We start from the raw sequence: 20,947 nt of genomic DNA on the forward strand, positions 1-20,947 counted from the left end.
CCGTCCGAACCATGTGTTCAGACGGCATCGTATTTTTCAGTATTTAAACCGTTTCCCTACCCCAATCTTTACCCCTTAAAATCGAGGCATCGACATCTTGAATATCGCGGTGTCCCGTAAACGCCATAGATATATCCATTTCCTTATATAGGATTTCCAGCGCACGGGTTACGCCTTCTTCACCATACGCACCCAAACCATACAGGAACGCGCGGCCTATCATTGTGCCTTTCGCACCCAAAGCCCAAGCTTTCAAAATATCCTGACCGCTGCGAATGCCACTGTCCATCCAAACCTCGATGTCGCTGCCCACCGCGCTGACTACATCAGGCAAAGCTTTAATGGCGGACACGGTATCGTCGAGCTGGCGGCCGCCGTGATTGGAAACGACCAATGCGTCCGCGCCGCTTTTCGCCGCCCTTTCTGCGTCTTCAGGCTCCATAATGCCTTTGATAATCAGCTTGCCGCCCCACAAATCTTTAATCCGCGCCACATCGTCCCAGCTTAAGCGCGGGTCGAACTGTTCCGCCGTCCACGAAGAAAGTGAAGACAAATCGCCGACGTTCTTCGCGTGTCCGACGATATTGCGGAAGGTGTGGCGTTCCGTGTTCAGCATTTTCATGCACCATTCCGGTTTGGTCGCCAGATTGATTAAATTGGCGATGGTCGGTTTCGGCGGTGCGGACAGGCCGTTTTTGATGTCTTTGTGGCGCTGACCCAAAACCTGCAAATCGGCGGTCAAGACCAATGCCGAACATTTGGCATCCTTCGCGCGCTTAATCAGGTTTTCCATAAACTCGCGGTCGCGCATCACATAAAGCTGAAACCAAAACGGCGCGCTGGTATTCTCGGCAACGTCTTCAATCGAGCAGATAGACATCGTGGACAGCGTAAACGGAATGCCGAACTTCTCCGCCGCCCGCGCCGCCAAGATTTCACCGTCGGCGTGCGCCATACCGGTAAAGCCCGTCGGCGCAATCGCCATCGGCATTTTCACATCCTGCCCGATCATTTTGGTTTCGAGACTGCGCCCCTCCATATTGACCAATACTTTTTGTCGGAAACGGATGTCTTTAAAATCCGAAGTATTTTCGCGGTAGGTAGTTTCCGTCCACGAACCCGAATCGATGTAATCGTAAAACATACGCGGCATTTTGCGCTTGGCAACGCGGCGCAAGTCTTCGATGCAGGTCATTTTGCTCAAATCACGTTTCATCTTGTTTTTCCCTGTTTGACAGCCTGATGGAGTATGCCGTCTGAAACCGCTTGAGCTTTCAGACGGCATTTCAGGCAATACCCAAATAAATCACTAAGATTTAGATAATCTATATCAATATCAAAAATAAATCAAATTGTTTTGAAACCGCTTGCCGGCAAAACGCCCCAACCGCCGCTCCTCAAAAAACATAACCAACTGATTCAAAAAAACAAACAAATAAAGCAAAATCAGACTATACCGCCATTTAAACAAACAATCGGCAACAGCTCCTCCATACTTGACTGAAACACTCAGATATTGGACAATTCCGCCCACTATAAAAAAGCCGACACGGGCAACCACCACCATGAGACTGACCACCAAAGGGCGTTTCGCCGTTACCGCTATGCTGGATTTGGCGATGAACGCGCAAACCGGCGCCGTCAAACTCAGTGCCATCAGCGAACGCCAAAACATATCCCTCTCCTATCTCGAGCAATTGTTCGGCAAACTCCGCCGCGCCGGACTGGTTGAAAGCCTGCGCGGACCCGGCGGCGGCTACATCCTCGCCGCCCCTCCCGCACAAATCAACATCGCCCAAATCATTTCCGCCGCCGAAGACCGGCTGGACGCGACCCAATGCGGCAGCAAAGCCAACTGCCACCACGGCGCGCCCTGCCTGACGCACGACCTTTGGGAGAATTTAAACAAAACCATCAACGACTACCTCGGCAGCGTTACCCTGCAAAGCATCATCGAACAGAAAAACAGCGGCGACAGCAGCCGCGTCGTCCAATTTACACACATCCATTAAATAACACCCGAAAAAGAAAGAGCAAACCATGACCGTCCAAACCCCCGTTTACCTTGACTACGCCGCCACCACACCCGTTGACAAACGCGTTGCCGAAAAAATGATTCCCTATCTGACCGAAACCTTCGGCAACCCCGCCTCCAACAGCCACGCATTCGGTTGGGAAGCAGAAGAGGCCGTCGAAAAAGCCCGCGCCGACATCGCCGCCCTGATTAATGCCGATCCCAAAGAAATCATCTTCACCAGCGGCGCGACCGAGTCCGACAACCTCGCCATCAAAGGTGCGGCAAACTTCTACAAAACCAAAGGCAAACACCTCATCACCGTCAAAACCGAACACAAAGCCGTACTCGACACGATGCGCGAACTCGAACGCCAAGGTTTTGAAGTAACCTACCTCGGCGTGCAGGAAAACGGTTTGATTGATTTGGAAGAACTCAAAGCCGCCATCCGCGACGACACCATCCTGATTTCCGTAATGTGGGTAAACAACGAAATCGGCGTGGTGCAAAACATTCCCGCCATCGGCGAAATCTGCCGCGAACGCAAAATCATCTTCCACGTCGATGCCGCCCAAGCCTGCGGCAAAGTGCCTGTCGATGTCGAAGCCGCCAAAATCGACTTGCTCTCGATGTCCGCGCACAAAGTGTACGGCCCCAAAGGCATCGGCGCGCTGTACGTCCGCCGCAAACCCCGCGTCCGCCTCGAAGCCCAAATGCACGGTGGCGGCCACGAACGCGGCTTCCGCAGCGGCACCCTGCCGACCCACCAAATCGTCGGTATGGGCGAAGCCTTCCGCATCGCCAAAGAAGAACTCGAACAAGATATGGCGCACTACCGCAAACTGCGCGACATCTTCCTCAAAGGCATCGAAGGCATCGAAGAAGTCTATATCAACGGCGACCTCGAACACCGCGCCCCGAACAACCTGAACGTCAGCTTCAACTTCGTCGAAGGCGAAAGCCTGATTATGGCGGTGAAAGAACTCGCCGTATCCAGCGGCTCCGCCTGCACCTCCGCCTCGCTCGAACCCAGCTACGTCCTGCGCGCATTGGGCAGAAATGACGAATTGGCGCACTCGTCCCTGCGCATTACCTTCGGTCGCATGACCACTGAAGAAGAAGTGCAATTCGCCGCCGAACTGATTAAATCCAAAATCGGCAAACTGCGCGAACTGTCGCCGCTGTGGGAAATGTTTAAAGACGGGATTGATTTGAATTCGATTGAGTGGGCGGCGCATTGATAATCTAAATAGGCTATCTGAAAAAGGAGAAGGATTTTGTTTCAGATAGCCAAAAAACTATTCTTATTAATTTTATTTCTAACTCCTAAAGGGATATAAAAAGAAATGGCGTATCGTTGTGACACTGATCTGGAATTTTTGGCAGAGATTAAATCAGAAGATTTAAATGACCTTGTATATTGCCTAACTCATGATAAAGATGGTGAGAAAAGATTTACAGAAGAATTAAGTGAGAGTAGCGCATATAAAGAATACTATCCGGACCACCATCAGTATTGGAAATTGATAGCAGCAGAAATTCAATGTTTTGGTGCAAATACTTTTGCTACATTATTAAGAGGAGGAGAAGGAATACTTTACAAGGAAGTATTAACTGATGTATGTGATAAATTAAAAGTTAATTATAACAATAACTCATCAGTTGAAAAGATAGAAACACATCTATTAATGAAAATTCTAGAGGATTCAATAGAAAAATTAAGTCATTCTGAATTGCAAGACTTGGCAAGAAATTTAGGACTTAAAAACTTTTCAGGAATTACACCAGAAGCACTAGTGGGTATATTTCAAGCAGTATTTAGAGCAGGTGGGTTTAAATCATACCAGCTGACCTTAATCATTGTTAATTATATTATGAAGGCTATTTTAGGAAGAGGGCTAAGTTTAGCAGGTAACGCAGCTTTAACAAGAACAATGTCTGTTTTAGCTGGCCCGATTGGTTGGACTATTACAGGATTATGGACTGCGATTGATATAGCAGGTCCTGCTTACCGTGTAACAATTCCTGCTGTAATTCATGTTGCGGTACTTCGCCAAAAATATTTGTATGATGAGAAAGCAAGAGATGTTTCTTTTGGATAATTACAGTAATCGCAGGTTGGGTTAAAAACCCAACAAACCTATCAATCCACTCGAAGTGTTGGGTTTAACAAACCAACCTGCCTATATATTAAAAACAACAAAGGTCGTCTGAAACCTCACAAAGACCTTTTCAGACGACCCCAATGCCACAACCTTCAAATTAAGGATGCAACCCATGAACGAACAAGAACTTGACCTCGACAATCTCGACAACCTGCTCGAAGATTTTGACGACGTTACCGTCGAAGGCGGCGTCGATTCGGAAAACGACGAAGGCTGCGAAGGCGGCGCGTGCAAAATCTAAACTTCAGGCCGTCTGAAAATCGGCAAACAAACCACTGAAACCATCAAAAACATTAAGGAAACCACATCATGGCATACAGCGATAAAGTTATCGACCACTACGAAAATCCCCGCAACGTCGGCACATTCGACAAAAACGACGAGTCTGTCGGCACCGGTATGGTCGGCGCACCCGCCTGCGGCGACGTAATGCGCCTGCAAATCAAAGTGAACGATGAAGGTATCATCGAAGATGCGAAATTCAAAACTTACGGCTGCGGTTCCGCCATCGCTTCGTCCAGCCTGATTACCGAGTGGGTTAAAGGCAAAAGCCTGGATGACGCGCTGGCAATCAAAAACAGCGAAATCGCCGAAGAGTTGGAATTGCCGCCGGTAAAAATCCACTGCTCCATCTTGGCTGAAGATGCGGTAAAAGCGGCCGTTGCCGACTACCGCAAACGTCAGGAAAACAGATAAAGCCCTTCAGACGGCATCGTCCCGCAATGCCGTCCGAACCGCCCGCCGCTTCGGGTCTGTCCGGGGCGATACAACAAGGAAGAAATATGATTACCCTTACCGAGAATGCCGCAAAACACATCAATGACTATCTCGCCAAACGCGGCAAAGGCTTGGGCGTACGCTTGGGTGTGAAAACCAGCGGCTGCTCGGGGATGGCGTACAACCTTGAATTTGTCGATGAAGCCGATGGCGACGACCTGATTTTCGAAGGACACGGCGCACGCATTTATATCGACCCGAAAAGCCTGGTTTATCTGGACGGCACACAAGTCGATTACACCAAAGAAGGTTTGCAGGAAGGTTTCAAATTTGAAAACCCCAATGTCAAAGACTCCTGCGGCTGCGGCGAAAGCTTCCATGTTTAAGACATAAAAATGGCGGGACAGTATCAAAACCGTCCCGCCATTTTTTCGCTTCCTGCCTGTTGTAGCTGCCTTTGCCTTTCCTTTTCCGTTCCACCTTGTGCCGGAACAAATCGGATTTCACTAAGGCTTTTAAAGCATTGTCGCGTATTTTGCCTTTATTGTGCTGCACTTTGCCGCCCATATTCAGTCCTTTCGTTTAAGAAGCTGCAGATTATAAGGCAAAAACAGTTTTCTGCCAAAATCTTACATTTATCATCCTACTATGTCCCAATATTTCACCCTCTTCCGGATTGAACCCGCTTTCGATATCGACACCGAAAACTTGGAACAAACCTACCGCGCCTTGGCCGCCCGTTTCCATCCCGATAAATTCGCTTCAGCTTCCGCCTTTGAGCAAAAGCAGGCAGTGATGATGTCTTCCACCATCAACGATGCCTACCGCACCTTGAAAAACCCCATCGACCGCGCCGCCTACCTGCTGAAAACATCGGGCATCGATGCCGACGCGCCGGAGCATACTGCTTTCGCCCCCGAATTCCTTATGCAGCAAATGGAATGGCGCGAAACGCTGATGGAGGCACGGGCGGGCAACGACCTTGAATCCTTGAAAAATCTCGACAACGAAATCCGCGACGAACAAGAAAAACTGTTCTGCGGTCTGAAACAGTCATTCGCGCGCCAAGATTACGACACCGCCGCACAACAAGTCCGCCAAGGCAGGTTTCTCGACAAACTCCGCAACGAAATTTCCTCGGCATTATAATCCGCACCGTGTTTCAGACGGCATAACCGTTTCGTCCGCCATGCCGTCCGAACATAGCGGCTACCCGCCCACAACAGACAAAAGCCGTGGAGGAACATCAAAAAAATAACATTTTTGCGGGAGGCAATGCCGAACCTCCGCCTGCATCCGTTTTTTAATGACGTGCGCCAGCGTTTCGGCATTGCCCCCATTCTATCCTTCGAAACATTACCAATCAGATAAGTCAGGTAATTTTATACCTTTCCCATTCATTGCATTCAATTCGTGCATTATAACACTCCACAAATTAGGACAATCATCACCGAAATTAAAACATATCCATTCATTTCGTGTTGAGAGTGATTTTTTTGTTCCCTCAAATTTGGTAAATGATTTGTAAAAGAAATAAAATCTAATTCACTATCTTGCATATAATACACAATCAACCAAGACCATTCCGATTTGCTTAATTCATAAAATGCTTTGTAAAATTCAGATTTATCAAAATATGGGTTTAATTGTATATAGCTTTTGATAGTACGAGAAACTGTTATTGTATCTGTTGGCATATTTGCCTCATACAATTTAATTTCATATTCTCCTTTTCCAACTAAAAAATCAAAAATTTCGTCCTGTGCAATAGCTTTTTGCAGTTTTTCTGTATTATTCATAATGTTTTTGTTATTATTACATCTGTTACTCTAATAGGGTCTACTATCGGCAGAAAATCCTTCTTCGGACGGTATGCCAAAATCGGCATCAGCTTCGGCAAAGACCGTCCCGAAAGCACACATACCTGCACATCAAACTTTTTCAATCCGCCCGTTTTTCCTCCTCGCATTCCCATCCGAAAATATACCGTCTTCATCCACCTGTTCCTCCAAATCGAAAAACGCCAATACTTCCCACCAATCACCGTCATCGGCACGATACGCCATCTTCCCCTCCGTCCCGTTTTCCTATGGAAAGGATTATGCCCCGATGCCGTCTGAAATGCCGCCTGTACAAATTTGTGGAAGCCGGACGCTTCCCGCCGCATTTTGCCCGCGCCTTTCAGACGGCATATCCGGCCGCCGCACCGTTCCGCGTCAAAATATGCTAAAATAAGCAACAATTTTTTGCCATACGAAACATTGAAACCATGACCGACGCAACCATCCGCAACGACCACAAATTCGCCCTCGAAACCCTGCCCGTCAGCCTTGAAGACGAAATGCGAAAAAGCTATCTCGACTACGCCATGAGCGTGATTGTCGGGCGCGCGCTGCCGGACGTGCGCGACGGTCTCAAACCCGTACACCGCCGCGTGCTTTACGCCATGCACGAGCTGAAAAACAACTGGAACGCCGCCTACAAAAAATCGGCGCGCATCGTCGGCGATGTCATCGGTAAATACCATCCGCACGGCGATTCTGCGGTTTACGACACCATCGTGCGCATGGCGCAGGATTTTTCGATGCGCTACGTCTTAATCGACGGTCAGGGCAACTTCGGCTCGGTTGACGGCGACGGCGCAGCAGCGATGCGTTATACCGAAATCCGCATGGCGAAAATCGCCCATGAAATGCTGGCGGACATCGAAGAAGAAACCGTCAATTTCGGCCCGAACTACGACGGCAGCGAACATGAACCGCTGGTGTTGCCGACCCGCTTTCCCGCGCTGTTGGTCAACGGCTCGTCCGGTATCGCCGTCGGCATGGCGACCAACATTCCGCCGCACAACCTCACCGACACCATCAACGCCTGTCTGCGCCTTTTAGACGAACCTGAAACCGAAATCGACGAATTGATCAACATCCTCAAAGCCCCCGATTTCCCGACCGGCGCAACCATCTACGGCTTGAGCGGCGTACGCGAAGGCTATAAGACCGGCCGCGGCCGCGTCGTCATACGCGGTAAAACCCATATCGAACCCATAGGCAAAAACGGCGAACGCGAAGCCATTATCATCGACGAAATCCCGTATCAGGTGAACAAAGCCAAGCTGGTGGAAAAAATCGGCGAACTGGTGCGCGAAAAAACATTGGAAGGCGTATCCGACCTGCGCGACGAATCCGACAAATCCGGCATGCGCGTCGTTATCGAATTGAAACGCAACGAAAACGCCGAAGTCGTTTTAAACCAACTCTATAAACTCACCCAGCTTCAAGACAGCTTCGGTATCAACATGGTTGCCTTGGTGGACGGTCAGCCGCGCCTGCTGAACCTGAAACAGATTTTGGCGGAATTCCTGCGCCACCGTCGCGAAGTCGTTACCCGCCGCACCCTGTTCCGCCTGAAAAAAGCGCGTCATGAAGGCCATATCGCCGAAGGTAAAGCCGTCGCCTTGTCCAATATCGACGAGATGATTCGGTTGATTAAAGAATCCGCTGACGCGCCTGAAGCCAAAGAAAAACTGCTGTCCCGCGCATGGCGCAGCGGTTTGGTGGAAGACATGTTGAGCCGTACCGACCTCGACCTGCGCATGGCGCGTCCCGAAGGTCTGCCCGCCAACCTCGGCTTACAGGAACAAGGCTATTATCTGAGCGAAATCCAAGCCGACGCCATCCTGCGTATGAGCCTGCGCAACCTGACCGGTCTCGACCAAGAAGAAATCGTCGGCGACTACAAAAACATCATGGCAAAAATCATCGACTATTTGGACATTTTGGCGAAACCGGAACGTATTACCCAAATCATCCGCGAAGAATTGGAAGAAACCAAAACCAATTTCGGCGACGAACGCCGCAGCGAAATCAACCCGTTCGGCGGCGACATCGCCGATGAAGACCTGATTCCGCAACGCGAAATGGTCGTTACCCTGACACATGGTGGCTATATCAAAATCCAGCCGACCACCGACTATCAGGCGCAGCGTCGCGGCGGACGCGGCAAACAGGCTGCCGCCACCAAAGACGAAGACTTTATCGAAACCCTGTTTGTTGCCAACACGCATGATTATTTGATGTGCTTTACCAATTTGGGCAAGTGCCACTGGATTAAGGTTTACAAGCTGCCCGAAGGCGGACGCAACAGCCGCGGCCGTCCGATAAACAACGTCATCCAATTGGAAGAAGGCGAAAAAGTCAGCGCGATTTTGGCAGTACGCGAGTTTCCCGAAGACCAATACGTCTTCTTCGCCACCGCGCAGGGAATGGTGAAAAAAGTCCAACTTTCCGCCTTTAAAAACGTCCGCGCCCAAGGCATTAAAGCCATCGCACTCAAAGAAGGCGACTACCTCGTCGGCGCCGCGCAAACCGGCGGTGCGGACGACATCATGCTGTTCTCCAACTTGGGCAAAGCCATCCGCTTCAACGAATACTGGGAAAAATCCGGCAACGACGAAGCGGAAGATGCCGACATCGAAACTTCAGACGGCATCGAAGACGAAACCGCCGACAGCGAAAACGCCCTGCCGAGCGGCAAACACGGTGTTCGCCCGTCCGGCCGCGGCAGCGGCGGTTTGCGCGGTATGCGCCTTCCCGCCGACAGCAAAATCGTCAGCCTGATTACCTTCGCTCCTGAAACCGAAGAAAGCGGTTTGCAAGTTTTAACCGCCACCGCCAACGGATACGGAAAACGCACCCCGATTACCGATTACAGCCGCAAAAACAAAGGCGGGCAAGGCAATATCGCCATCAATACCGGCGAGCGCAACGGCGATTTGGTCGCCGCAACCTTGGTCGGCGAAACCGACGATTTGATGCTGATTACCAGCGGCGGCGTGCTTATCCGCACCAAAGTCGAACAAATCCGCGAAACCGGCCGCGCCGCAGCAGGCGTGAAACTGATTAACTTGGACGAAGGCGAAACCTTGGTATCGCTGGAACGTGTTGCCGAAGACGAATCCGAACTCTCCGACGCCTCTGTAATTTCCAATGTAACCGAACCGGAAGCCGAGAACTGAAAATCATCTCCCGATGCCGTCTGAAAGCCTTTCAGACGGCATTTTTTATGGAACTGCCCTCCTCAACAACACGGAATGGACACCAGATTTCCTGCTCCAATACAGATGTTTTATCGGCTTTTTTACTTCAGGAATCGGAATGTCCAAAGTCAGCCGAAGGGTTCTCCGTGGAACACCAATACTGAAAGATGGTTTGAGAATATTTCGGCATGGGATTGCATATGAAACACACCCCGCATCTTGCCCGAATTAGAAAGAAGCCAATAAACCGAACCTTCCCGTCCTTCAGAGCGGAACTCAGCCGTCAGGGAAATTCCGATAAAGCAGGCCGATCCTTTTGTCCCATACAAACCTATGCCGTCTGAAGGCCCTTTCAGACGGCATAGGTTGAAAATGCGGCACGCCCAAATAAAAAGGGCGGCAAATCGCCGCCCTTCCTTCAAACCTTCCGCCTGCCCCAACAGCAGACAGGCGAAAAAGCCCTTACCACTGATAACCGACAGATGCGGAAGCACCGAAATGGCCGCGCGAATTGCCGGAAGCCGTGCCTTTGATAATCCAATTTCCGCCGTCGGAAATACTGGAGTAGCCGATGGCATAACCGGCTTCGCCGCGATAAGTGCCGCCGCCGATCGCCATCATACTCTTGCCGGGCAAATACGCCTGAACCAAACCTGCGGTTGCAATCGCTTGGGCGATGCCCGCACGCGCGTTGCCGTCCACATTGTCGATGCGGTTGTTCAAGTTTTGCGCCACGCCTTTAAGTTGTGCAACGTTTGTAACATCCCCCTCTTTAACGCCCGGGGCGACATTGGTAATGCGAACGGGTTTGTTGTCCTTCTTACTGCCGACATTCAATGCGTCCCCATCCACGCTCAAAGTCGGCGCATCCGCCCCCGCACCGAGCGAAACGCTGGAAAACTGCGGAGTCATCGAAGTGGCGATGCCGATATTTTTACCGTTGCGGGTAATCTCGATGTTGTTGCCGGCATCAATGTTGACGGTTTCATCCATCTTTACCTTGCTCGGCGAAACATTGCCGCTGATGACTTTGCCCGAAGAACCTGCAACCGCTTTGGAATCCAAATTCCAACCGCTGTTTTGCAGCTGATCGACGTTTACGGCATCGCCCGGTTTCTGACCCCAGGCAACATTGGTAATGACCGTACCGCCGATACCTTTGTCCAAACCGTTGTCTTTCAGGTATTTGTCTTTCGCTTCAACCCGTGCGACTTCTGCTGCGGCTTTTTGAGCGGCTTCGATAACGGCTTTAGACTGACCTTTCAGCTGTTCGGCAATCTTGTCGGCAGCAGCTTTGGCATATTGATCCTGCTGCTTGGACAATGCGTCTTTCTGATCGACAGTCAGCGCGGCATCGTCGGAACGTTTCGCAAGCGGCGTATAACGGTCGCCCTTGTTCTCAGGGTCCATGCTGGCAGACTGGCGGACTTTCGCCGGATCGACTTTAGGCTGGGTCTTGTCGGCAGTACCGTCGGCTTTGCCGGGATACCAGTTGCCGTCTGCATCTTTAACCACTTTATTGCCGTTTTCATCGATAGCGGAAATCTGGCTTATCGGCAACTTGGCATCTACTCTGATGTAGGTGTTGGTTACGGTCTTACCGTCTTTGTCGACTTCCTCAACCGTTGCCGCTTTAACGACGGTATTGTTGCCGTTGGCAAAGTGTATATTGTCGTCAGGATTCACTTTTTCCGGATTGCCCGCATCCAGCGCGTATTTGCTGTCGCCGAATGCCGCATCCGCTTTGGCTTTTTCTGCCAATCCGACGTTCCAGCCGGATTTGTTGATTACATTGGCGACCGTGTTGCCGGTTACAAAACCCGAACCGCCATTGTCTGCCGATTTAATATCCGCAGCGGGAATTTCCGTCTTCGTCTTCGGTTTTCCTTTTCCATCGTCCTCATAGTATTTGCCGTCAATGATGACCGCATTGACTTTCGAGCCGTCGGTTTTGGTTATCTCGACTTTGTTGGTAACCTTGCCTTCTTTGGCAGACACAGTAATCACGCGCGTGCCGTCGGCGGCGGTGCTTCCGCGCACCTCGATGCCGTTGCCGCCTTTGAAGTCCACTTCGTTGGCGTTCTTCACGACATCGGTGTAGCCGTTGCCGTCTTTGGTCGATACCACCCAGCCCATATTTTGCAAATCGCCTACGGTTGCGGCGGCGTTCTTGTTCACTGGTGCGGTATCTGTACCTGCCAAATTGATCAGTTTTTCCGTTTTCGACTCTGCCGGCTTACCGTCCGCCTTTTTATCGCCGTTCGGTTTGGTGATGACTTCGCTTGTATTCAACACCGATGCCACGCCGACAAGTTGGGCCGGTTTGCCGTCTGAAGAGATTTTCAGTGCCGTTGCCGGTTTGTTTGCCGCATCGTTATTGGATGCTTCTTTAGCTGCTTCCGTCGTCAGGCTGACCGGTTTTTTGCCGTCTTCATCTTTACCGATTTTCACGGTTGCAAACTCAACGTCGTCTTTGGTCGCATAAGTGACTTTGCCGCCCGCATCCTGTTTCACGGTCAGATTTTTACCTGCAACCATTTCAACGGTTTTACCCCGATTGATGACTTCCCCGTTGTTCTTCAGGGTATTATCAGCAGTCAGATTGTCGTCGGCGGCAGTGGCGGAAGTTTTCAGCGTAAAGCCGGACTCGTTAATGGCTTTTGCCACATTCTGCGCCGTAACACCTTTATTTTGCTCTTTCACCAAATCGGCTTCCGCCTTTGCCAATGCGGTTTTTTTCGCCTCATCCGTCGGGTTCGCGTCGGCATCAGCTTTTGCCGCCTTCACGGCATCTTCCAATGTCTTCAAATCGGGCGCGTTGATTTTACCGTTTGACGCGGTCAAATCCGCCGTATCCACATCCACCTTCACCCGGCTTTCCGCGCCGTCGGTTTCGATGCTGACCGTCGTACCTTTGCCGTTTACAAAGTTCACAGTGTCATACGCCCTGACAAAATCAACCGCGCTTCCGTTGCCCTTCAAGTTCCAGCCGCTGTTTAAGATGTCGCCCACAGTGGCGGCGTTGTTCGCATTCACATTACCCTCAGCCGTGCCGATTGTCGGGGCGGATTGCGATTTGCTTGCCGGTTTGTCGGCATCCGCCGTGTTGCGTGTTTCAGGGAGGTTTGATTTAACATTCGACAAGGTGGTCGGAGATTTCGTGCCGTTCGCGCCGTTGACCGAAACGATTACGTCGCCTGCCGGCACTTCGTCTCCCGTACCGTCGGCATTCGGATAAAACTTGGTTTCCGTCGTGCCGTCATTTTTAGTTACGGTTTTCGGATAGACTTTTGTTCCGTCTTTCTTGGTATATTCCACCGATTTGACCGAATTGTTCGTCGCAAGCTGGTGATCCACGCCCACTGTAATGGTGCGGACATTGCCCTCCGTTTTACCGGAAACGATAACGCCCGACGCACCTACGAATTTCACTTCTTCGGCATTTTTTACCTGCGCGTTGTAAGCCTCAGCGAGATTGTCTGTTTTCTTATCGGCAGAAAGCACCCAGCCCATACCGCGCAAGTCGCCCACGGTGGCGGCGGTATTGTCGCCGACTGCCGGAGTGCCTGTAGTCGGTTTGCTTAAATCAACCAAGCCTGTTTTTGGCGTATCTTTGTTGTCAACTTGCGGATAAGTCGCTAAACCGCTAGTTACGCCTGTAATACTCACCGGTTGAGCCGCACCACCTGCCGCATCGGATTTGCTTAAGTTCAAACCGTTTGCGGTCGGCGCGATATTGACGGTGTTGCCGCCTTTTTTCAGCGTTACGCCTTCAAACTCGGGCGTTTCCACAGTGGCAAAGGTAAATTTGCCGCCGACGCGTTTGACGCGCAGGTTTTTGCCCGCCGTCAGCGTCAACGTGTTGCCCGCGCCCATCGCCTCGCCTTCGTCGTTGGTGGTTTTATCCGTATTGCCGACAGTGGCGGTCTGGTCGTTGTCCGCCTTCGCATACCATTTCGCGCTGTTGACGGCATTGGCGACGCTTTCCACCGTGGCGAGCTTGCCTCCGTCGCCGTCTTTGGCTTTAAGCTGCCCTTTTTTCTTGCCGTCTGCATCTGCCGACAGTGTTTCCGTTTCGCCCGTTACGGCTGTAACTTTGCCGTCATCGCCCACTTTGATGGTCGTGCCGTCGGCTTTGACATCATATTTCACGCTGACGGTATCGGGGTTGCCGTCCTTGCCTTGCTTAACTTCCACATTGGCAACCGTGCCGTTGCCGTTTTCGTAATTGACGGCATCGCCCGGATTGATTAATTGGGTTTTGTTTGTGTCGGTTGCCGCCACGTCGTCGATTTTGGTCGCATTGGTTTTCCATCCCGACTGATTGATGGCGTTTGCCACATCGCCGGTTTTTGCCACTTTGTCCCCTGCTTTAGGGTCGGTGTCTGCCTGATTGTTTGTGCCGACGACAACCTTACCACCCGCCGTCGTGATGCTGCCGGCGTCATTTTTGGCGGTAATGGTAACGACTGCGCGTTTGCCGCCGTCTTCTGCGGCAACGGTAACATCCGTCGTTGCCTTATTACCGCTAACGAAGTCCACGGTGTCGTAGGTGCGGACGAAATCGACGTTTTCGACATTACCGCCCGCCTGTTTCGCGCCCCGGATGTTCCAGCCGCTGTTTAACACGTCTTGAACGCTGGCGGCGCGGTGATAGGCGGCGGCATTAATGTTGCCGACGATATGGGCGGTCGTACCGCCCGCCAAGGTGTCGGTCAGGGTCGGCTTGATACCGTTCAGATAGACCGGGGCTTTGTTGTTTGTCGATCCGTCGGCGGCGGTTTCCGTGCCGGAGAGGGTCAGACCGTTTGCACCGCTTGCGATATTGACTTTCGCCCCGTCTTTGCCGATGGTCAGCGTGTTTCCTACATTGGCGGTGTCAACCGTAATGTCCTTCGCCAAGGCAAAGGTAATGTCCTTCTCGGTGCGGTTGACTTTCAGGTTTTTGCCCGCTTTCAGGTTCAACGTGTCGCCCGCCTTGACCGCCGTGCCTTTATCGTCTTCGGTCGGCGTATCCACACTGTCTTCCGTGTTTTCCACTTTGGCAATCCACGCTGCGCTGTTGATTGCATCCGCAACGTTTTTCACTGTGGCAATCTCGGAAGCGGCGCGGGTTTCCGCCTCCGCCTGTGTTTCCGTCGTGCCGTCTGCCTTGGTTTTTGGGGTAACGGTTACCTTGCCGCGATCGGCAGTTTGGTCTTCGCCGCCATTTGCTGCGGCAATCGCGCCTGTATTGACTTTTACGCCGTCTTTGCCGACGGTAAGCGTTTTATCGGCGGCTTTCACGGTAATACCGTCCGTCGTAGTCTCGATGCCGTCTGAAGTCTTGACCTTCACGCCGTTTGCGCCGACTTCCAAAGATTTGTCGGTAGCTTTGACGCTGTATTTCACGGTCGAGGTCTGTTTGTCGGCAGACACGCTGACAGACACGTCCGTGCCGTCGCCTTGTGCGAAGTTTACGGTGTCGTAGGTTTTGACAAAGTCTTTTGCCGTGCCTTTTTCTTGGATGTTCCAGCCGCTGTTTAACACGTCGCCTACGGTTGCCGCGTTACTATTATTAAGCGTTGTCGGTTTGTCTGCTTCAGTTGTCGGCTCGGTCGTACCGGTTTTCGCGCCGTCAAGGTTGCCGGCTACGCTGGTAATCTCATTGCCGCCGTTGTTTAAGCCATTTTCGGTCAGACTAACATTCGGTTTTTGCTTACCGCCGGTCGTCGGCGCAGCGGGCGTGATGACTATGCCGTCTGAACTGATTTTCATCGTCGGTTTGCCGTCGGCTTTAAACTCTGCGCTGGTCAGGCTGATTAATTCCGGATTCAGGCTGTAAGTTACTTTACCGTCCGCTTCCTGTTTTACGGTTAAGTTTTTACCTGCAACCATTTCAACGGTTTTGCCCGGTTTGATAACTTCGCTGCCTGTCGATGTGTCATCTTTCTTGCCGTCGTCAGTGGCGGAAGTCTTCAGCGTAAAGCCGGAATTGTTAATCATATCCGCAACGTTTTTAGCCGTGGCAACGCCTTTGTCATCCAAAGCCTTATTTAATGCCGTTTCGGCATCTTTGACTTTTTTCTCAGCCGCTTCTTTTGCCGCTTTAGTTGCAGTGTTAGGCAATGCGGCCAACTCGTCTTTTGCAGCTTTTAATACGTCTTGAAGCTTGGAATCAGTTGACGGCGCAATCACAGAACCGTCGGTGCTTGAAACCAGCTTGGCAGTTTTAACATCAGGCACTTCCACATCAACGGTAATGGTGCGTACGCCGTTCTCGGTTTTACCCGATACTTTGGCTGCGTTTTTGCCGACGAATTTCACTTCGTCTGCATTTTTTACCACATCTAAATATGCACCTTTTGCACCCGTCGTTTCATCTGACGAAACTTTCCAGCCCATATTCGCCAAATCGCGCACGGTGGCGGCAGAGTTTAAAACATTGTCTGCCAATGCCGTCTGATTATGTGCCGTACCCAAATTAACCAATTTTGGTTGGGTTGTCGGTGTGGTGCCGTCCGGCGCGCTTGTAACCGTTGTCGTATTCAACACCGAACCCACGCCTGTAATTTGCGTCGGTTTCGCATCTGTGCCCGTGCCGCTGCTGATATTCAACGCGGTCGTCGGGGCTTTTCCTGTCTGATTATTATCGGCAGTTGTTGCCGCTTCGGTTGTTAAGCTGACCGGTTTTTTACCCGTTGCAGCATCATCCTTACCCACTTTTACCGTAGTAAATTCAACATTATCTTTTGTCGAGAATGTGAATTTACTTCCATTTTGAGCAATCTTGATGTTTTTATCCGCTTCAAATGTAACGGTTTCGCCCGGTTTCACAAGTTGCGCTACTTCACCTGACACCTCTCCATTTTCAGTTTTAGCAGCAATGGCATTCCAACCCGCCTTGTTGATGGCTTCAGTAACATTTTCTACCGTCGCAATCTGTTTGCCCGCATCAGCTTTTGCTTTATTTGCAGCATCAAGTTTCTCTTGTGCTTTTTGCTGTGCAGTAATATCCCCAGCCTTGGTCGCTTCATCCAATTCCTTGGTCGCCTCTGCAATCGCTTTATCTAGTGCAGTTGTTGCCTTACCCGTTGATTCCGTTGCAATATCGCCCGTGTTTACTTTCATGCCATCTGTACCAACGGTAATTGTTCTATCCGCTGGTTTTACAAAAATAGTATTGCTTGCCGTATCTTTCTGTAAACCATTGCCAACGTTCACATCGTATTTGACGTTGACGTTGCCGTTTTCTTTGCCGTCTGCACCTTTATCTTTTTCAACAGTTACGGTTGTGCCACTACCATCCAAGAAATTCACTTGCTCGCTTGGATTGATGGTGCCAACGTCAGTTTTGTTATTTCCTGCAACTTTCCAACCGCTTGCTTTTAATTGGTTTACGTTTACAGCATCGTTGCCATCGCTACCGTTAGCCACGTTGGTGATTTTGGTCGGGCTTGTGCCATCCGCTTTAGTGACTTTTAAGTTATCACCATCGTTGGTGATTTTCGGGCCGTTGTTGCCGAATTGGACACTGGTAAATTCAGGCGTGTCGGTGGTGGCAAATTCAAAGCTGTTGGCGGTATGGCTGACCGTCAGGTTTTTGCCTGCTTTGAAGGTAACCGTGTCGCCGGCTTTCACATTGTCTGCTACATCCGTTGTTACACCATTACCTGAAGCCGCCGCTTTCCAATAGGCATCATTAATCGCACTTGCTACAGTTTCTGCTGTTGCAAATGTATTGCCTGCTCTTTCTGCTTTAACCTTGCCTACATTAGCTGTATCGGCTTTGATTGTCGTGGTGTTTACACTGTATTTCACTGTCGAGGTTTGACCATCCTTGCTTTCAACAGACGCAGTTGTACCATCACCGTCCACAAAATCCACAGTATCGTAGGCTTTTACAAAGTCAACCGCTGTACCCTTGCCTTTCAAGTTCCAACCTGCATTTAATACATCGCCTACGGTAGCGGCATTGTTTGGATTGACATAATCTGTGCCTTTCATATTCGTTGTATTTGGCACTGCTTGAGTTTTCGTGGCATTACTTGGCGCAGCTGCTGTATTTGCAGTATCGCTATTTTTAGTAGCAGGAAGATTAGATTTCACATTAGAAATCGCATTGCCGCCGTTGTTCAAGCCGTCTTTGTTCAGGGTTACGGCAGGTTTCGCCGTTCCGCCACCCGGTGCGGCTGGCGTGATGGTCATACCGTCTGAAGTAATTGAGGTCGTATCGCCTGCCGTATTTTTGAACTCGGCAGAAGTCAAATCTGCCAAAATCGGATTGAGCGAGTAGGTAAAGTCCGTACCTGCCTGTTTGATTATCAGGTTGTCGCCCGCTTTAAAGGTTACGCTGCCGCCCGCGCTGATTTTTTCGGTGGTTTTGGTATGGCCGGACATTGCGAAGCTGCCGCCGTCGATGCCGGACGTAATGCTCCACGCGGCATTGTTGACGGCACTTGCCACTGCATCGACTGTCGCCAGCTTGCCTTTTTCCGCATCTGCAACACGCACCTGCCCGGCTTTTTCCGTTCCGGTTTTATTGTCATCTGTAACCGTTTCTATCGAGCCTGTAACCGCCTTCACTTTGTCGTCTGTGCCGACAGTGATTGTTGTACCGTCGGTATCAACCGTAACTTTGTTGCCAGCCGTATCGATTTTCAGACCTTTGCCCGTATTGACCTTAATGCCATCCGTCGTTGTCTTGATGCCGCCTGAAGCCTTGACCTTCACGCCGTTTGCACCAACTTCCAAAGAATCGTCGGCGGCTTTTACATCAAACTTAACATTTGCACCTTTTGCTGTTGTAACCTTGTCGCCAGATTTCACTTCATTTTGTTTCTCAACAGTTACAGTCGTACCATTACCATTAACAAAGTTCACTTGATCATCAGAGCCAATACCAGATACTTTAGTTTTATCGTTGCCTGCAATATTCCAACCTGAAGCTACCTGTTTTGCAATTGAGTTAAGTTGAGAACCATTGATAGCATCTGTTGAATCTTCTGCCACACGACCTGCTGCCACATTTTTCAACTGGCGTTCCGCACCTGCACTGCCGAAAGACACCACGTCGCCAGCTGAAGTATTAATACCGCCCGCCCATCTGAAGGTATAGGCGACATCGGGCGAATCAGAAGAGACAATCGATCCGGCAGCGTTGTAGGAAACGTCGGTTTGGCGCGTGCCTTGCAACTCGGTTGTCGAACCGGTGCCGATTGCCACGGCATTTTGACGGTCTGCCACCGCCCCCGCGCCGAGTGCGATTGAGCCGAGGCTGTTGGCGCGCGCGCCCGTGCCGATTGCCGTACCCAAATGCCCTGTAGACAGGGCGTGGATACCGAGGGAAATAGAGGAATGGCCGTTTTGGTTCTTTGAATCGGAATAATCCAAAGTAGTCGTGTTCATTTCCTTTCCGGTCAGTGCCTTATAGGCTGTGGCAAGCGTGTCGCTTTTCTTATCTGTACCGATAACTTTGTAATGACGCTTCACCTTTGCACCATTAATCATTTCATCCACGGTAACATCTGTCACTTTTGTCTTGTCTTCTTCGACATAATTGACGGTTTGACTTGCCGCCTCCGAAATATCCGAACCGCCAATCATAATAGAAGAATGCCCGACTGCCCTTGTACCGAGACCGGCCGCGATTGCCCCTTGCAAACCAATCGCTCTCGCCCCTTTACCTATCGCAATATCTGCTTCATTCAGCGATGCTGATTCAGAACCAATCGCTACCGACCTGTCTGCCGCCTCCGCTTTATATCCGGCTGCTACCGCGTCCTGACCTGCATGAGAAGAAGTACCCAAGGACAGCGCGTTTCGTTTTGCCGCATCTGCATACGTACCCAAGGCAATGGCATTGTCTTCCCGCGCATTTGAGTTAGAGCCTATAGCCATCGAGTGTTCTGCATGAGCCTGTGCATGATCACCAAGGGTTGCACTTTCTTTTCCGATGGCTTTTGCATACCAACCGATAGAAACAGCGTGCTCCCCATCGGCAACCGCTTCATTTGCAATCGCTACAGAACGGTATTTATTAGCCTTACTGTTATAACCAATTGCCACTGAGTCAGCTCCTGTTGCCGCTGCTAACGGACCTACTGCAATATCGTGATTTCCCGTAGCTTTTGACTCTTGACCCAAAGCAACCGATCCGCCGCCGGAGGATACAGCCTCCCTTCCCAATGCTACCGCATCTGTGTTAGAACTGGATGCCTTATAACCTTGCGCGATGCCATTTTGGTGTGTCACCGTTGCGTTATAGCCGATTGCAATACCTTTACTGCCTGCCGTTGCTTTATTCCCTAAGACGACAGATTGCGATTTAGCTACCGTATTACTACCGATGGAAATCGCTTCCGAACCATCTTTCGTTTTCGCCGTATTACCGATGGCAATCGAGTTATTACCCACATTATCAGCAGACACACCAATGGCGATAGATTCTTTCTGGCTATTGTGTGCTCCCTTACCTATAGCAATCGCGCCATCAACATCCTTGCGGTCATTATATGCACCTGCACCAATGGCTATACCATCCGTATTATTGGCTCTCGCATTATTACCAATAGCCACAGAAGTTCCTGAATCCGCACTTGAGTTAGCCCCCCAAGCCACAGCCGTTCCTTGTCCTGACCCCGCCGTATTGACGGCATAAGCCGCATTCGCACCCGCTAACAACCCTAAGGCGATAACGGAGGATTTGAAGATGCTTCCCGAAATGTTCACTGCATTTTTTTGTGCATTTGACGAACTTTGTTTTTTATGTGCTTTTGTCAATTCCGACACGGCCACCCAAGATTGGGTTGCCTGACTGTAAATGACACGGAAAATTTTGTTCATTGATTCTCTCTGTTTGTGATACGCCGCCCACGCTCTTGATGCTTCCGGCCGTCGGACGGCAAACGGCCATACACACTTATTGACAGTCTCATTGTATTATGGAAGTCAGCCTAGGGGAATCGCTCTAATTGTCAACATTCCCTTATAATTAAAGGGATTACACTTTCTTACGCAAATGCGGGGGGGGGGGGG

16 protein-coding genes and 1 pseudogene are annotated in these 20,947 nt (G+C 50.6%); 9 read left to right on the top strand and 8 right to left on the bottom strand.

The window, feature by feature from the left end:
* Positions 1 to 43: 43 nt before the first annotated feature.
* A complete protein-coding gene (locus tag Q9J80_RS07435) occupies positions 44 to 1,216 on the bottom strand; it encodes an alpha-hydroxy acid oxidase (RefSeq protein WP_301673274.1) in 1,173 nt (390 codons plus the stop codon).
* A 120-nt stretch (positions 1,217 to 1,336) separates the two neighbouring features.
* Positions 1,337 to 1,567 (bottom strand): hypothetical protein, encoded by a 231-nt coding sequence (locus Q9J80_RS07440; RefSeq protein WP_196428129.1) that lies wholly within the window; start codon positions 1,565 to 1,567, stop codon positions 1,337 to 1,339.
* Between Q9J80_RS07440 and iscR the strand changes: the two genes are divergently transcribed.
* The 6 genes from iscR to iscA all read left to right on the top strand — a co-directional run bounded on the left by iscR (position 1,566) and on the right by iscA (position 5,282).
* Positions 1,566 to 2,012: a Fe-S cluster assembly transcriptional regulator IscR gene (gene iscR, locus Q9J80_RS07445; protein ID WP_301673271.1), complete on the top strand. Its 447-nt coding sequence runs from the start codon at positions 1,566 to 1,568 to the stop codon at positions 2,010 to 2,012. The two genes, Q9J80_RS07440 and iscR, sit on opposite strands and share 2 nt — an antisense overlap.
* A 28-nt stretch (positions 2,013 to 2,040) precedes the next feature.
* On the top strand, positions 2,041 to 3,255 hold the full coding sequence (locus Q9J80_RS07450; protein WP_301673270.1) for an IscS subfamily cysteine desulfurase: 1,215 nt from the start codon (positions 2,041 to 2,043) through the stop codon (positions 3,253 to 3,255).
* A gap of 105 nt (positions 3,256 to 3,360) precedes the next feature.
* Complete coding sequence (locus Q9J80_RS07455; protein WP_301673269.1) at positions 3,361 to 4,116, top strand: YaaW family protein; 756 nt, start codon at positions 3,361 to 3,363, stop codon at positions 4,114 to 4,116.
* 175 nt (positions 4,117 to 4,291) lie between these two features.
* Positions 4,292 to 4,420, top strand: a complete 129-nt coding sequence (locus tag Q9J80_RS07460; protein WP_301673268.1) for a hypothetical protein — start codon at positions 4,292 to 4,294, stop codon at positions 4,418 to 4,420.
* 68 nt (positions 4,421 to 4,488) lie between these two features.
* A complete protein-coding gene (gene iscU / locus Q9J80_RS07465) occupies positions 4,489 to 4,875 on the top strand; it encodes a Fe-S cluster assembly scaffold IscU (RefSeq protein ID WP_002213175.1) in 387 nt (128 codons plus the stop codon).
* An 86-nt stretch (positions 4,876 to 4,961) separates the two neighbouring features.
* On the top strand, positions 4,962 to 5,282 hold the full coding sequence (gene iscA / locus Q9J80_RS07470) for an iron-sulfur cluster assembly protein IscA (protein ID WP_002216984.1): 321 nt from the start codon (positions 4,962 to 4,964) through the stop codon (positions 5,280 to 5,282).
* Here iscA and Q9J80_RS07475 read toward each other — a convergent pair.
* Positions 5,242 to 5,463: an alternative ribosome-rescue factor A gene (locus tag Q9J80_RS07475; protein WP_002222321.1), complete on the bottom strand. Its 222-nt coding sequence runs from the start codon at positions 5,461 to 5,463 to the stop codon at positions 5,242 to 5,244. The genes iscA and Q9J80_RS07475 overlap by 41 nt on opposite strands.
* 81 nt (positions 5,464 to 5,544) lie before the next feature.
* Between Q9J80_RS07475 and hscB the strand changes: the two genes are divergently transcribed.
* On the top strand, positions 5,545 to 6,045 hold the full coding sequence (hscB, locus tag Q9J80_RS07480; protein ID WP_002219110.1) for a Fe-S protein assembly co-chaperone HscB: 501 nt from the start codon (positions 5,545 to 5,547) through the stop codon (positions 6,043 to 6,045).
* 269 nt (positions 6,046 to 6,314) lie between these two features.
* On the opposite strand, the gene Q9J80_RS07485 is transcribed toward hscB, so the two are convergent.
* Together Q9J80_RS07485 and Q9J80_RS07490 are read right to left on the bottom strand one after the other, a co-directional pair.
* Positions 6,315 to 6,695, bottom strand: coding sequence for a hypothetical protein (locus Q9J80_RS07485; RefSeq protein ID WP_301669064.1), 381 nt, complete (start codon positions 6,693 to 6,695; stop codon positions 6,315 to 6,317).
* Positions 6,696 to 6,827: 132 nt separating this feature from the next.
* Complete coding sequence (locus tag Q9J80_RS07490) at positions 6,828 to 6,962, bottom strand: hypothetical protein (protein WP_301669063.1); 135 nt, start codon at positions 6,960 to 6,962, stop codon at positions 6,828 to 6,830.
* Positions 6,963 to 6,997: 35 nt separating this feature from the next.
* Here Q9J80_RS07490 and Q9J80_RS07495 point away from each other — a divergent pair, with 35 nt between their 5' ends.
* Together Q9J80_RS07495 and gyrA are read left to right on the top strand one after the other, a co-directional pair.
* Positions 6,998 to 7,126: a hypothetical protein gene (locus Q9J80_RS07495; RefSeq protein WP_301911982.1), complete on the top strand. Its 129-nt coding sequence runs from the start codon at positions 6,998 to 7,000 to the stop codon at positions 7,124 to 7,126.
* Positions 7,127 to 7,165: 39 nt separating this feature from the next.
* Positions 7,166 to 9,910, top strand: coding sequence for a DNA gyrase subunit A (gene gyrA / locus Q9J80_RS07500; protein WP_301673266.1), 2,745 nt, complete (start codon positions 7,166 to 7,168; stop codon positions 9,908 to 9,910).
* Positions 9,911 to 10,059: 149 nt separating this feature from the next.
* Here gyrA and Q9J80_RS07505 read toward each other — a convergent pair whose 3' ends face one another.
* The 3 genes and pseudogenes from Q9J80_RS07505 to Q9J80_RS07515 form a co-directional block, all read right to left on the bottom strand.
* Complete coding sequence (locus Q9J80_RS07505) at positions 10,060 to 10,425, bottom strand: hypothetical protein (protein WP_301673265.1); 366 nt, start codon at positions 10,423 to 10,425, stop codon at positions 10,060 to 10,062.
* Positions 10,394 to 11,341 carry a YadA family autotransporter adhesin gene (locus tag Q9J80_RS07510; RefSeq protein ID WP_301673273.1) on the bottom strand — a complete coding sequence of 316 codons (948 nt, stop codon included), beginning with the start codon at positions 11,339 to 11,341 and terminating at the stop codon, positions 10,394 to 10,396. Before Q9J80_RS07510 ends, Q9J80_RS07505 begins: the two co-directional genes overlap by 32 nt.
* A 591-nt stretch (positions 11,342 to 11,932) precedes the next feature.
* A pseudogene (locus Q9J80_RS07515) lies at positions 11,933 to 20,755 on the bottom strand (ESPR-type extended signal peptide-containing protein); the annotation flags it as partial.
* Between the last annotated feature and the right edge of the window lie 192 nt (positions 20,756 to 20,947).

Origin of the sequence: Neisseria blantyrii (assembly GCF_962747855.1) — a bacterium.
Taxonomy (GTDB): Bacteria; Pseudomonadota; Gammaproteobacteria; order Burkholderiales; family Neisseriaceae; genus Neisseria; species Neisseria viridiae.